Genomic DNA, 13456 nt, shown 5'->3' with positions numbered 1-13456 from the left:
TCGGCCTCTGATGGAGGAGTCCCTTCGCGCCCGCGCTTCTAAGGTCTTCGGGTGGCAGTTGCACCCCGCACAGGTCAACGTCATCGACGCCGTCACGGCTGGTCGGGATGCTCTCGCCGTCCTACCGACCGGGTCGGGGAAGTCAGCGATTTACCAAGTGGCAGGCCTCGCGATAAACGGCCTGATCGTCGTGGTGTCGCCGTTGGTTGCGCTACAGGAAGACCAGCTCGCCGGGTTGAAACGTCACCCCGATGCGCCACCAGCGGTCATGATCAACGCCTCGATGCTCGTCAGGGACATCCACGCTGCGTGGAATGACATCACTACCGGGCGCGCACGATACGTGTTCCTCGCTCCGGAGCAGCTTGCCAACGACTCGGTGGTCACCCGACTCCGAGCCGCGGGAGTGGGACTGGTAACGGTGGACGAGGCGCATTGCGTCTCCTCCTGGGGATACGACTTCCGGCCCGACTACCTCCTTCTCGGCGCAGCGATCGCGCGTCTGGGACGGCCACCGGTCCTGGCACTTACCGCGACAGGATCCGCGCCGGTCCGGCGGGAGATCCTGGAACGTCTCCAAATGCGGGATCCACTCGTGGTTGCCGCCGGTTTCGACAGGCCGGAGATCCGGCTGGAAGTGGTGCGGCACGAAGACCGCGGCACAAAGGCGGATGCCGTCGTTCGTCAGGTTGCCACCACGATCGGCGCGGGCCTCGTCTATGTCGCCACGCACGCTGAGACTGCCACCTACGCAGCAGCGCTGCGCGTTGCGGGGCGGAATGCACAGCCATACCACGCAGGCTTGCCCGACCACGAGCGCACCCGTGTCCACAAGGGCTTCCTCAACGGCGATGTCGACGTCGTAGTCGCCACGACTGCTTTCGGTATGGGCATTGACAAACCTGACGTCAGGTTCGTCATCCACGCCGACATCCCCGAGTCCGTCGACGCTTACTACCAAGAGATTGGTCGCGCTGGCCGCGACCGATCGGCTGCAGTCGCGACGTTGCATTACTTGTCCGGCGATCTCGGCATCCGACGGTTCTTCGCCTCCGGCAGCCCAAATCCGGAAGCTGTCCGTGCAGTCTTCACTGCCGTCCCACGGACTGGGAACCTGTCGCGATCGGCCCTGGCCACCGCCGCAGGGTTGTCGGATCACGCTGCAGGCCGAGCGGCCAATCTCCTCGTCGAGGCGTCCGTCCTTCTCGATCAGGAGAGCGGGCTTGCCCATATAGCCGAGCACAATTGGGATTTAGAGGAAGCGATCCAGGCCGCCGAGCAGCGCGCTGATGAACGTGAGCACGTCGAGCAGTCGCGCATCGACATGATGCGTCAATACGCGGAGACGCGCGCGTGCCGACGACAGTTCCTCCTTGGGTACTTCGGTGGCGAGCTGGCACACCCCTGCGGAAACTGCGACACCTGCACCGCGGGCACTGCCTACGCCGTTGGCTCCCATCCAGCAGACGGTGCCCACGACGAGGAGTGGCCTCCGGACGCTTCCGTGCGCCATCCGGTGTGGGGCGACGGCAACATCATGAGCACCGAGGACGACCGACTCACTGTCTTCTTCCCCCGTGCTGGGTACCGGACGCTTTCGCTGGTGGACGTGCGAAAGCGAAACCTCCTGACCCGTCTCGACTGACTCGTCGCTCCGCTCGGCGGGCACAACAGGCCACTGAGCGTGCGGGCCCCGGCTACCCAGGCAGCGACCTGGAGCACACCGAACGACGATCATTGGAAGCGCACGGTCCGCTCCCCGGGAAGGCGTCCCGGTCGCCGTTGTTCGGTAACACCGGAGCCAACTCCTTCACAAGGCGGATGCTCGAACATCACTCTCTCGTTCAGCCGCGTTCGCGTCGGACTATGACCGACCGCTACGCCGGAGGTAGTTCGGCCTCGGGGTTGTCGCGGAGGGCGGCGGCGATCACAGCGCCTAGAAGCCCGGGCCATCGCGCGTCAAGTGCGTCCCGGCGGAGTTGGACGGCGTACTCGCGACCGGTCACGCGTGTACGGGTCCATCCGGCTTCGCGGAGGACCTTGAAGTGATGAGACAGCGTTGCCTTGTGGATCTCGAGCCGGTAGTCGGTGAGGTTGCACGGGTGGTACTCGCCGTCGGACAGCCGTTCGAGGATGACCAGCCGGGCCGGGTCTCCCGCTGCTTTGAGCACCTGCACCAGGTCGAGGTCGGCGACGGCCGGCAGCGGGAACGGGTCGCGATGATCCTGCGTCGGAACGTTTGACATACGTCGAACCTACCAGGAATGATGGCCACAGTTTGATGGTTGTCAAACCATGCCGGTCAGATACGACCGCCAAACAGAGAAAAGAGAGAGCCTTGCCCACCACCATCGACCCCCAGGTCACCGACAACCGAGCTGCCATCCGCCAAGACGAGGCGCCGCTCGGCCGCATCGCCATCGTCACTGCCGACCGCGTGGAGGACGTCGAGTTCTTCTACCCCTACTACCGGTTCGTGGAAGAGGGCTACGACGTCGACGTCCTCACCCCGACCGGTGAAACCGTCACTGCATACAAGGGACTTGCACTCTCGACCGGCCTGCAGCCCATCGCGCTGGCCAATCCGGCCGACTACGACGCCGTGTTCATCCCCGGAGGACTCGCACCGGCAGAGGTGCGCACCCTGCCCGAGGCCCTCGAATTCGTCCGCGACTTCGCAGCCACGGGCAAAGTCATCGGCGCCGTTTGCCACGGTCCTCAGGTCCTCGCTTCCGCCGGACTCGTCGCAGGACGAAACATGACGTCATGGCGCGAGGTCGCGGACGAGGTCCGCGCCGCGGGCGGGACGTACGTCGACGCGCCGGTCGTCGAAGACGGCCAGTTCATCACCGCCCGCAAGCCGGGCGACATGCCACAGCAGATGGCTCGCGTTCTCGACCGTCTGCGTACCGCTCGTGAGGAGAACCACCATGACTGATTTGCTCTCGACGCCGTTCGGCCCGGAAGCCACCGCCGCCGAAGTCCTCGCCGGAGTCGACCTACACGGACGGCACTACGTCGTCACGGGAGGTGCCTCCGGTATCGGACTCGAGACAGTTCGTGCCCTCTCCGGAGCTGGTGCGGACGTGACAATCGGCGTCCGTGATCCCGAGCGAGCGCTGTCCGCCACTGCCGGAGCCGCAGGTACGAACGGCGGGAGCATCACGGTCCGTCCACTCGATCTCAGTGACCTCGACTCGGTGCGTCAGTTCGCCACGGAGCAAGACGGGCCCGTGCACGGCGTCGTCGCGAACGCGGGGATCATGGCCCTACCGGAGAAGCGCACCTCAGGCGCCGGCTGGGAAATGCAACTTGCGACGAACTACCTCGGCCACTTCGCGCTAATTCTCGGTCTGCGAGATCATCTCTTCGCCGCGGAGGGGTCTCGGGTCGTCACCGTGAGCTCGACAGCGCACCTCCGGTCGCCGTTCCACTTCGAGGACCCGAACTTCGCTGTGCGTCCGTATGACCGGTGGGGCGCCTACGCCCAGTCGAAGACCGCCGACGTGCTCCTGGCCGCCGGAATCGCGGACCGGTGGCGGGACTACGGAGTTCGTGCGAACTCCCTAATGCCGGGATGGATCACCACGCGTCTGCAGCGACACCTCGACGATGACACCCTCCGCGCCATGGGTGCGCTGGACTCCGACGGCAACCGCATTGAGCAGGACTTCTTTAAGACCCCCGCCCAGGGCGCTGCGACGTCGGCGCTGCTCGTCGCGTCACCGCTGGTCGAGGGTGTGACCGGACGGTACTTCGAGGACAATCAGGAAGCGGAGCAGTTGGAGGACGGCGCCGGCCACGACCGCGGTGTCGCTCGGTATGCGGTGGATGCCGAGAACGCCGAACAGCTCTGGTCGCTCGGATCTGCTGCGCTTCGCTGATCGTAAGTCTCCGCCGCGGCGTCCGGCTTACAGGACGTCGTGGCGGCGACTCAGTCGTGCTCGCGTGAAAGTTCACTCTGTCCATCATCGGCCCGCGTCAGCGCTTCCCGTAGTTGCCCTCTTGCGGTGATGCCGAGCTTCGGGAACGCCTTGTACAGGTGGGTGCTCACCGTGCGATGCGACAGGTAGACCTGGTCGGCGATCTCGCGATTCGTCATTCCCCGTGCCGCCAGCCGCGCGATCTGAAGCTCTTGCGGAGTCAGCAGTGAGATTGCATCGGATCGATGACGGTGCGATGCGCTCGGTGTCGCGACGCCTGCTGCGCGCAACTCCGCCAGCACCCGGCCAACTAGTGCTCGAGCACCGGCAGCTTCGAAGGTTCGGAGGGCCTGTCCGAGCTGTTCGCGTGCATGCAGTGGCCGGCGCTGTCGACGCAACCACTCACCGTAAAGGAGGCGAGTTCGGGCGAGTTCCAGCAGAGTGCCCGCGGCCACCCCGGAGTCGATTGCGGAGCGGAAGTGCAGCTCGGCGTCGTCCTCAGGCGCAAGAAGGGCGCGGCTCCGGCCAATCAACATGTCGAGATGCGCAGCTCCCATCACTTCTGCATCCCGGGCAGCGCTCTCGACGATCGGGGTGACCGCAACCTGTGCGCCAGCCCGCACCGCTGCTTCTGTGAGGTCGGCAACTGCCCACATGGCAGTCACAGGGTGGTTCGCGACATCGGCAAGTTCGGCCCACGCGCTCTGATATCGCTGCTCTGCCAATGCGATCAGTCCGCCCGCCCACGCCTGATCCGCACTTACCAAGGCCAAGGGGGCCTCAGCGGCTCGTTCCCGGCTCCTCGCCAGGGTTGCCGAAGCCCGAACAAGGTCCCCCTGCCACGCCATCACCCGTGCAGCTATGGCGGTAACTGCGGCCTCAGTGACGGGCAACGCCTGGTCCTCCACCATACGCATCGCGCGTTCGATGTCGTCGAGAGCTGGCAACAGCCGGCCGAGCATCAGGTGCATGTTCGCACGCCCGCGGAGCGCTTGGCATTCATCGCTCTGGAATCCGGTCCGGCGAGCGCGATCGGCCGCCATGCTCCAGCTCTCGAACGCCATCGGTAGGTCTTGTAAGGACTCGGAAGTTAGCGCCAGGCTCTGCAACCCGAGAGTGTCCTCCGAAAGGGCGGCTGCGAGCCGAGGCAGTTCCGGCCGAAGCCCGTCCGCTCGATGAACCGGATCAAGCAGGCCCAGTGCCATCTGCCGGTACGGGTCCCACCTGCTGGGCTCAATAGCGAGGACCTCTGCTTCCACCCGGTGCCGCGCCTCACCGGAGGCAGGTTGCCCGTAGTAGCCGACAGCGGCAGTCCAGAGCACGGCAATCCGCTCCGCGGGGTGATCGGTGCCCTCCGCGCCCCCGAGGCGGCGTGCCAGCCCCATCAGTTCCACGCCGCTCGGCCCCGGCGTGCCTGCGGTCATACTGAGTAGCAACTGCGTCGAGGTCAGCCCGACCACCACCTGCTCGTCGCCTGCCAGCGGAATCGCTTCCTCCACCAAGCGGGCCGACACGGCGGTCGCTCCGGCTCGACGCGCAATCTCCGCCGCAGTGGCGAGTCGCCGCACACGGTCGCCGACATCTGGGGTCAGCGTCGCCGCCCGATGAAGGGCTGCGACTGCCTCAGGTTGCGCCCCCCGTCGCCGGGCTTGTTCGGCTGCCTCCTCCAGTTCCGCTGCTACGCGTTCGTCGCGCTTGTCCGATGCCGCGGCTCGGTGCCAGGCGGCCCGAGAGAAGTCGGTACTCACCTCCGCGAGCGCGTGGTGCGCCTGTCCTCGTTCGGTCGTCGTGGCAGCCCCATACACAGCCGACCGCACCAACGGGTGCCGGAAACTGAGACGTCCACCGGAGACGGAAACCAAACCCGCACGCTCCGCGGCATCCAGCTCCGACGGTGCAAGGCCGAGAAGTTGCCCCGCCGCGAAGAGTTCGTTAACGACGGGGTCGTGTGCCGTGGCCGCGAGGAGAAGCATGCGGCGGCAGCCGAACGGAAGCGCCGAAACCGTGCCGAGGAAGTTCTGTTCGAGTCGTCGTGTCGTCGGGAGCCGGCCGAACGGCGAGAGCGCATCATCGCCTGCTGTCGTGCTCACAGAGGTCGCGAATTCCCGCAGAGCCAGCGGATTGCCCGCGGCTTCGTCCAGCACCCTCGAGCGCTGCTCGCGAGTGAGTTCGACAGGTACGGTGTCCAAAAATTCGCGCGACTCACCGACGGTGAACGGTCCCAAGTTGATTCGCGTGAGCGGAAGCCCGGCGAGCGGGTCACCAGCTAAGACTTCGCCGCTCGTTCGAGCAGCAATCAGCATCAGGATCGGCGCAGTCGTGAGCCGCCGCGCAACGAACGTGATGGCCTCGACCGTGGACGCGTCCAGCCACTGTAAGTCCTCCACAATCAGGACCACTGGCTGCTGTGAAGCGATTTCTTCGAGCAAGCCGAGCACCGCGAGGCTGATGAGCAGCCGGTCAGGCTCGGGCCCGTCCTCGAACCCAAACGCGGTTAACAGCGCTCCCCGCTGTCGCGACGGGAGCGTGTGAATTTGACCGAGCACCGGGTGTAGCAGTTCATGCAGACTCGCGAACCCGGCCGTCGTCTCACTCTGCATCCCCGCGCACCGCAGCTGACGGAACCCCGCGTCGACGGTCAACTGAACGGCTTCGGAGATCAGCGCCGACTTTCCGATACCTGCTTCGCCCTCAACGATGACGGCCTGACCGGTCGTGACGACCTGAGTGATGATGCTGCGCAGCGTGGCGAGTTCTTCCGACCGGCCGATCATCGTTCTCCTCCACCCCATGCTCGGGCAAGGCCTCATGCGAGGCAGGGAAAGCGTAGCTGGACTTCGCCGTCGCGGAATCACACCTCATGGCGAGAGGAGTAGGACCGCTGCACCATTCGATGTCGTCGCTCCTGGAGCCGCCGCTGCCACGGCCGTAGGGGTGGACGCTTCCTCCGAGAACGCGTATGTTCGTAACTATGACCAAAGGTGTTGGGGTGCTAAGGGAGATCGCGTCCCTCCTTCGAGGGCGGGAGATCCCTCGACTGGGCTGGCCAACGTCGGTGCTGCCACCGGAAGGCGTACTCGTGGAAGCGATCGCTCATGGCTCCGCCGTGACGATCGTCGTCACTCGCGGCAAAACACATGCCGCCGCCCGACTCGACCTCGACACACGAGAAGTCAGCGTTTCGTCCGTTGGCCGCGACGCGCAGCTCCGTCAGCGCCTACGTCGCATCGCGCTCGAGTTCGTCGCGGACCGTAACGACTATGACCACCGCCGCGGCCTCCCCACCCGTCTCAATCCCCCGACGTTCGACGAGCATGACCCTGACACTTGGACGTCAATGCAGGAGCTCGCGAGCGTCGTTGACGGCGACTGGTACCCGCCAGAACCGCAGGAACGAAGCCCAGCTGGATGGGCTGCGTTCTACGAGATGGCGCACCGGTTCAACGACAGGTTCACAACGAAGGATGCCTCGGCCACAGCGCCGCATCCAAACCGACCTCAAGACGCGCGATCGTCACAAGGTCCGGCCACGCCTGACCGGCAAGAACCCGCTGCAGGGTGACATGGCCAATACCTGCATCCGCAGCGACCGCCCGGAGACTTCGCCCCGCCATCGCGTCGCGGACGTTCAACACGAACTGACGAGCGATCTCCCCGAACTGATCCGACGAAGGTACCTCTGGCCAAGGCGCGTCAGCGAGCTCCACCGGCAGCGCACGCATCGGACGACCCATACGTTCAGCGTAGAGGTGGCAACTGCCTCTGAAGAGACGCCGGCAGGTGTTGCGTTGGTCAGAACTGCTGCTGAGGCCACAGGTTCGTCTGGAGCGCCTGCTCTAAGCGTGCAATCGTGGACAGGTCGGGCCAAACCTGCCCATGAAGAATGTTGTTCAGCGTGCCATGACTGATACCCGCGGCAACGGCAACGGAACGCGCACTTCGCACGCCGATAGCGTTCCGGAGATTTACGACGAAACGGCGCGCTACCTCCGCAAGTGGGTCGTCCGCGGGCACCTCCGGCCACGGCTGACCGGCAAGTGCCGCCGGAACCGACCTACCCATGTTGCAAGGGTAGATGCGATTGAGGCACCGCGGTCACAGCAGGGCCCACGGCAGCCGCTATGACCGGCGATCGCGAAGAACACTACGTCTACACGCCCGTCATGCCGGTGGAGACCTGGGTTCGCATCCGACGCTTCGTCGAGGAGGCGGTTCGAGAAGCTGCACCAGCGACCGCCTACACGGAGAAACAGCTATACCCAGTGACCGCAAAGCTTGCCAAATGGGCGGTCGACGTCGCAGCTCTTCCCCTCGACCGAAGCATCCTGCTCGACCCGTCCACCATCGATGAGTTCGCGCACGGCGCGCTCGTCACGTACACGTCAGCAGGTCGGGCGACGATGCGGTCGAAACTCCGAGCCGTCGCACGAGCGTTGTCCGACAGCGACGGAGCGGACGAGCAAGTGGGCATCCGTCGTTCGGCGCCGGTTGAGCCTTACTCCGCAGCGGATCTTGCCGCGCTGGAATCGTGGGCAAACGGGCAGCACAGCGAGGACCGCCGAACCTCCGCCGGAACACTTCTCGCCCTCGGTGCTGGCGCCGGACTGACTGGGCGGGAGATCATCGCCGCGCGGCACGGCGACATCAGCCGCGACGAACAGGCTTACCTCATTCATGTGCGTGGAACGGCGGCGCGATCGGTGCCCGTCACGGCTGAATGGGAACACCTCCTCGAGAGACGTGTCAGCAGCAGCAGCGGCTGGCTGTTCCGCGACGGGCAGGAAGGTGGGAATCCCAACCTCATCACTGACTTCGTCAGCCGCTCACACCAGCGGCTTAACGTGCAAGCACGACGACTCCGAGCAACCTGGCTTGTGCACCATCTCACTCTCGGCACACCCCTTCCGATACTGCTGCAAGCTGCGGGACTGCAGTCCGCAGAAGCACTCGACCGGCTACTGCCGTTCGTACCCGCGAGAAGTGACGACGACCGGTGGCGGCTGCTGCGCGGCCGCTGAGACGTCGAGAAGCCCGCGCATCGACGTGCTGCGCGGGCTTCTCAGAGGTCCGACCGGTCAGGCGGTGGCCGTGTCGTCAGCGTTGTCGAACGCATCGACCTCGCTGAACATGGTCACGCCGTCCGCGGGCGCCGGCGGCGCCGCCGTGGTCTTGCGTCCCTTCGCGGCCGCCTGGCGCTTCTCCTTGGTGGTCTGCCCGCGAACCACCGTCGGCGGCTTGGACCAGCGGCGGTACCGGGTACGGTCCTCCACGTCGCGCTTCCGAGGCGTCTCCGATGGGCCGGTGACGCCAGCGGCGCGGTCGGACAGGAACTTGTTGATGCGTCCGAGGTTCGCGGCGGCGATGACGAGAGTGAACACGAAGCTCTGCGCAGCGAGGCCGTGCATGCGACGGTTGCGGGACTCGTGCAAACCGTGACCGGCCTTCAGGTGCGCGTTCATCGACTCCATGGACTGTCGGTCGTGGGAGTAGGTCTTCGCCCATTCCTCGCTGCCGTACTTCAACGGCTGGAACATCGCCAACTCATCTGCTTCGATTCGGACGGAGTGCTGCTTACACACTCGGTCGAGGTGACCGGGGAGCATCGACTTGTGCACCTTCGGCCGCTTGGGGTCCTCCTTCGCCTTCGCAGCCATCTCGACGATGACGCACTTCACAGTCGGAGACAGGCCGCGGGCGGGGCACATCCACGGCTGCGACCCGTCGTCGGGGTTGACCTTCTCCTTCGGGCGGAGGGCGAACTTGTTCAGCCGGTCCTTCCGGTCACGCCACTGCTGCGGTGTGATGGTGCCGGCGTTGGCGTCCTTCGTCGCGGTTCGGAGCTCCAGCGGTGTAGCCGGGCACACCGGCGTACCTTCCACGAGGAGCGCACCGCCGGAGAGCGCCTGATGCGTGCCGAGGCGGCTGCGGTGGTAGTCGGACACCAGCTGCACCCCCATCTTCGACAGGGGGATGTGGAAGTTCACGGGGGCGATACCCGCCGAGTAGCCGAGGTCGACGGTCAGCCGCTTCGGGTTCCACCCGCGCTGCTGCAGCGATTCGATGCCGGCGAGAGTGTGCTCAGCGATGCTGCGTCCGAACCGGTGCAGGCTCGCGGCCATGATGAGCTGCGGGTGCGCCAGCGGCTGCCCCGGTTCCGTGACCATCATCGTGATGTTCGCCGCGTAGGACATCTCGTAGGCGAGGTCCCCGCCCTTGAAGGTCTTGTCCTTCTTCGACTTGTCCCGCGGGTACGGGGTCGCGTCGATTTCAAGGACCGGCCGGGGTGCTTCGATGAGGCTCTTGTCGCCGTTCTCGTCGATGACTTCCCACTGATTGGGCACCTCGGGGCTCCCGTCGAGTTCGTGGTCACGACGCCAGGGCATCAGCTGACTCGGAGCGCGCACCGCGGTCTGGTCTGCGGACAACGCCCCCTTCCACGCGGTCCGGTACTCCTCCGGCAGCGCCCGCAGAGTCATCTCCAACCACGCGTACGTGAACTCACGGGCCCGTACCGACTTGATGGCCTGCATCTCCGGGTCACGAGCGGCGAGAGCTGCCTTCCGTTCCTCGAGGCTCATCACCTGACCAGGCGCCGGCCAAGCGTCGAATGTGTCGACGATGCTGTGGATGCCGCGCCAGCAGCGGGCGTACCACGCCCGCTGGTCCCGCGCCGGTGTCGACATAGTCTTCACCTTCTCGACGCCGAGCACACGTCTGGCGCCGGGCGTGAGGCGGGTGCGAAATGCGGTTGCGAATTCGGACACCAGCAGCGGGGAGCGTTCCTCGGCGAGGATGAGCCCGATGGCGAGGTTCGCTCGGTCGGTGACAGAGGGAGTGCGGCCGCCGCGGTACGTCTTGTCGACACGGCGCCAGGCGGTCAGCATGTCCGGTGTGCCGGTGGCGTCCACGCGGCGGAGGGCGAGGTCTGCTTTCGCTTCATCGATGGGGGTGGTCTTGTTGCCAGCGTTCTCAACTTCGCTGATGTCGAGGAGGGTGCTGCCAGCGACCATACGGACGATAGCGTCGGCGACCTTGTCGAACGTGTTCGCGTCGCTCATCGGGTCACCTCCGGCGCGTTGCGGAGGATGGGCAGGAGGACGTCGTCCGTGCGGCGCAGCAGGTACGAGTCGAACGCGCCGAGGGACCCGGCGCTTCGGTACCCGCCGGCGTACACGAGCTCACCAACGGTGAGGACACCGCACACCTGCTGCATCCAAGTGCTCCGCAGCCGGAGGCAGTCGGGGTAGAGCCGGTTGCGACGTCGGTTCAGGTAGTGCTTCAGCCGTGACGTCTTGTGGTTCACGCCGGTGCAGATGGCCCAGTCATCCGCGGTAGTTACCTGAAGCGCACGGTCGACGTAGATGGTCCAGCTTCTGAGGACTGCAACAGTTCGCGGCGCTTCGCCGTGGACAGTCACGATGTAACCGTCCCCGTCGGGGACGATGTCGGAGGTCTTCGCGGCGAGCAGTTCGGTGAAAGTCAGACCGGCACCGCCGCTGAGCCCCATCGCCATGTTCGCCATTCGGATGTCTCGGTCTTGGGTGAATGTTGCGATACGCGTAGCGGTAGCGGCGAGTTCCATCTCGGTCAGCGGCAGGGCGGAGCGGTTGCGGTCCTTCAGGGAGCGGGGGCTGAAGTCCTGACCCCGCTCCTCCGCTGCACGCAAGAGCACCCACTGGTGGTCCCGAGCGATGTTTCGGCTGTCGTAGGAGTGGCAGGCCTCGGCGATGGTGTCGGCGTCCAGAAGGATGTCTGCCTCAAGCGGGAGCAGGGCTGTGCTCTTTGCCCATTTCGCGAGCCTCGTCAGCGCACGGAGGAGAAGCATCGTCTGGGTCCGGTTGATGAAGGGCACCGTCCGCGCCACGTCGAGGACGAAGGGGCGGATGGCTGCCCATTCGGTGCTCGGCGTCTGGGTTGGCCGGTAGGCCATGATGAGCTCCTCGACTTCCGCGGCGTGGTGGACAGTTTTCTGTCCATAGTGTGCTACGGCGAGGAGGGGAACGGAAGGGGCGGATGGGGGTGAGGAGTGTTGCTCGGTCATGCCCACCCCTATGCAGCGAGCCGGACGGCTGGTGTGAGTTCTGGAACTCCTAGACGAAAGCCCCGATCAAACGCTCTTTTCGTGATGCGTCCTAGCTAGCACTCAAGGCCTGCTCGCCCCTGGCAGGCGGCTCACCTACCCCATGCAGGACGCTCCGCCGTCGCCTTACGGACCGTGTCGGGACGGTCGCTCTCCGTATCCTGAGCACATGGGTCGAATTGGGCGCTTCTCACCACTCCCCTCTGAGATTCGACGGCGGCATGAGCTGACGGAGCGGGAAGGTACGACGGGCACGATATGGCTTGATGTCTGCCCGCCCAGTGTGGGCCGCAAGATCCTCGCTGTGTTGCAAGAAACCACCAACGCCCCTGACCGCGTACTCGCACGTGCAGACCGGCACCGACGAATCGGTGCTGCAGACGGAAGCTGGGAGACCAGCGCCGCGGATATCCTCTCCGGGGCAGGCGACGATGACCAGCGGCTGGATCTCGTCGCAGCCGCCTTCTACGCCTTCACTGCGTTAGCCGAGGACGATAACGAGCCCGTCGAAGTGGAAGAGGGCTGGAACTCCGAATGGGTTGCCGCGGAATATGAGGTCGGGACGTTCACGACGACTGTGAACGACATCCTCCTCGGCGCGCGGGTCGACTGGATTTGGGACGGGAGGAACTTCCAGCAGCGGGGCAACTACGTCTTACACGCATCCGTGGTGAAGCCGGCTTCCTCGCTCCTCGACTTGAACCCGAAGTTCGCACGGACGTCCGCCGGGTTCGAAGCAGCCCTTACTCGACTGTCGGAGAACAAACCGGCAGTGGCCATCACTGATGCTGCAACCGCGGTGCAAGAGTTCTTCCGCGCTCTCGGTATCGAGGGCGGCAGCATCTCCGAACAGCTCAACAACGCCGCTAACGAAGGCGTCATAAGCCAGCTCGACCGAAAGTTGCTCAAGCCCTTCATCGACTGGGAAAACGGCGAGCGCTCCGCGAGAGGCAATGCGCATCAGTTCCGCGACGATGACGTTACAAAAGCTGACGCCTGGCTCGCTATTCATGTCGCAGCGGCGCTAATCGTTCGGCTGTCAGACGAGGACCCACGCGACATCGAACGATTACACGAGAAACGCGCCGCGGAGCGGCGGCAATGGGCTCTCGAAGAAGAGGCGCGTGCTCGCGCCCACGAAGAGTCCAACGCTCGAAAGACAACAGAGAGCGCGTGGGGGCCGCCGTCACCCTACGACGACGAGGTTCCCTTCTGAGCCCACGCGGGCCCCCGCTCGTCCACATATCGGACACAAAGGTGAACGCAACGAAACAACAACACCCGCGAGCTGCACGCACGCAGAGGGGCGTCTGCCCGTTCAGCCGCCACGCTCGTCGCATCAAGTCAACGTGATGTTGATCCCACCCATGCCGAAGGCCCCCAGGGAGTCCCTGGGGGCCTTCGGCGGGCTTCACGAGTTCCGTGAATCTCTTCACTGAGTTCCGTGAATCGC

11 protein-coding genes are annotated in these 13456 nt (G+C 65.3%); 5 read left to right on the top strand and 6 right to left on the bottom strand.

Annotated elements, in window-relative coordinates; translation table 11 throughout:
- The first annotated feature begins 10 nt into the window (after positions 1-10).
- Positions 11-1645: an ATP-dependent DNA helicase RecQ gene (locus DEI84_RS02490; protein WP_110889528.1), complete on the top strand. Its 1635-nt coding sequence runs from the start codon at positions 11-13 to the stop codon at positions 1643-1645.
- Between the two features lie 232 nt (positions 1646-1877).
- On the opposite strand, the gene DEI84_RS02485 is transcribed toward DEI84_RS02490, so the two are convergent.
- Positions 1878-2246: a helix-turn-helix transcriptional regulator gene (locus DEI84_RS02485; protein ID WP_110889527.1), complete on the bottom strand. Its 369-nt coding sequence runs from the start codon at positions 2244-2246 to the stop codon at positions 1878-1880.
- A 92-nt stretch (positions 2247-2338) separates the two neighbouring features.
- Here DEI84_RS02485 and DEI84_RS02480 point away from each other — a divergent pair, with 92 nt between their 5' ends.
- A complete protein-coding gene (locus tag DEI84_RS02480) occupies positions 2339-2938 on the top strand; it encodes a type 1 glutamine amidotransferase domain-containing protein (RefSeq protein WP_181420316.1) in 600 nt (199 codons plus the stop codon).
- The gene (locus DEI84_RS02475; RefSeq protein ID WP_110889525.1) at positions 2931-3884 is read left to right on the top strand and encodes an SDR family NAD(P)-dependent oxidoreductase; all 954 of its coding nucleotides are present in this window, start codon (positions 2931-2933) and stop codon (positions 3882-3884) included. The genes DEI84_RS02480 and DEI84_RS02475 overlap by 8 nt, the downstream gene beginning before the upstream one ends.
- A gap of 50 nt (positions 3885-3934) precedes the next feature.
- On the opposite strand, the gene DEI84_RS02470 is transcribed toward DEI84_RS02475, so the two are convergent.
- The 3 genes from DEI84_RS02470 to DEI84_RS16050 form a co-directional block, all read right to left on the bottom strand.
- Positions 3935-6697: an AAA family ATPase gene (locus tag DEI84_RS02470; RefSeq protein WP_110889524.1), complete on the bottom strand. Its 2763-nt coding sequence runs from the start codon at positions 6695-6697 to the stop codon at positions 3935-3937.
- Between the two features lie 678 nt (positions 6698-7375).
- Positions 7376-7657, bottom strand: coding sequence for a hypothetical protein (locus DEI84_RS02465; RefSeq protein WP_146236289.1), 282 nt, complete (start codon positions 7655-7657; stop codon positions 7376-7378).
- 58 nt (positions 7658-7715) lie between these two features.
- Entirely contained in the window at positions 7716-7985 is a 270-nt protein-coding gene (locus DEI84_RS16050; protein ID WP_110889522.1) for a helix-turn-helix domain-containing protein, read from the bottom strand.
- Positions 7986-8044: 59 nt separating this feature from the next.
- On the opposite strand from DEI84_RS16050, the gene DEI84_RS15435 reads away from it, so the two are divergent.
- On the top strand, positions 8045-8941 hold the full coding sequence (locus DEI84_RS15435) for a hypothetical protein (RefSeq protein WP_146236288.1): 897 nt from the start codon (positions 8045-8047) through the stop codon (positions 8939-8941).
- A gap of 57 nt (positions 8942-8998) precedes the next feature.
- Here the strand turns inward: DEI84_RS15435 and DEI84_RS02455 are convergent, their stop codons facing one another.
- Together DEI84_RS02455 and DEI84_RS02450 are read right to left on the bottom strand one after the other, a co-directional pair.
- Complete coding sequence (locus DEI84_RS02455; protein WP_110889521.1) at positions 8999-10981, bottom strand: hypothetical protein; 1983 nt, start codon at positions 10979-10981, stop codon at positions 8999-9001.
- Positions 10978-11964 (bottom strand): hypothetical protein, encoded by a 987-nt coding sequence (locus DEI84_RS02450; RefSeq protein WP_146236287.1) that lies wholly within the window; start codon positions 11962-11964, stop codon positions 10978-10980. Before DEI84_RS02450 ends, DEI84_RS02455 begins: the two co-directional genes overlap by 4 nt.
- A gap of 343 nt (positions 11965-12307) precedes the next feature.
- Here DEI84_RS02450 and DEI84_RS02445 point away from each other — a divergent pair, with 343 nt between their 5' ends.
- Positions 12308-13219, top strand: coding sequence for a hypothetical protein (locus DEI84_RS02445; RefSeq protein ID WP_146236286.1), 912 nt, complete (start codon positions 12308-12310; stop codon positions 13217-13219).
- The last annotated feature ends 237 nt before the right edge of the window (positions 13220-13456 follow it).

This window comes from Curtobacterium sp. MCBD17_023, assembly GCF_003224415.1.
Taxonomy (GTDB): Bacteria; Actinomycetota; Actinomycetes; order Actinomycetales; family Microbacteriaceae; genus Curtobacterium.
The sequence above is the reverse complement of the archived record's forward strand: the minus strand, read 5'-3'. Positions and strand labels throughout refer to the sequence as shown.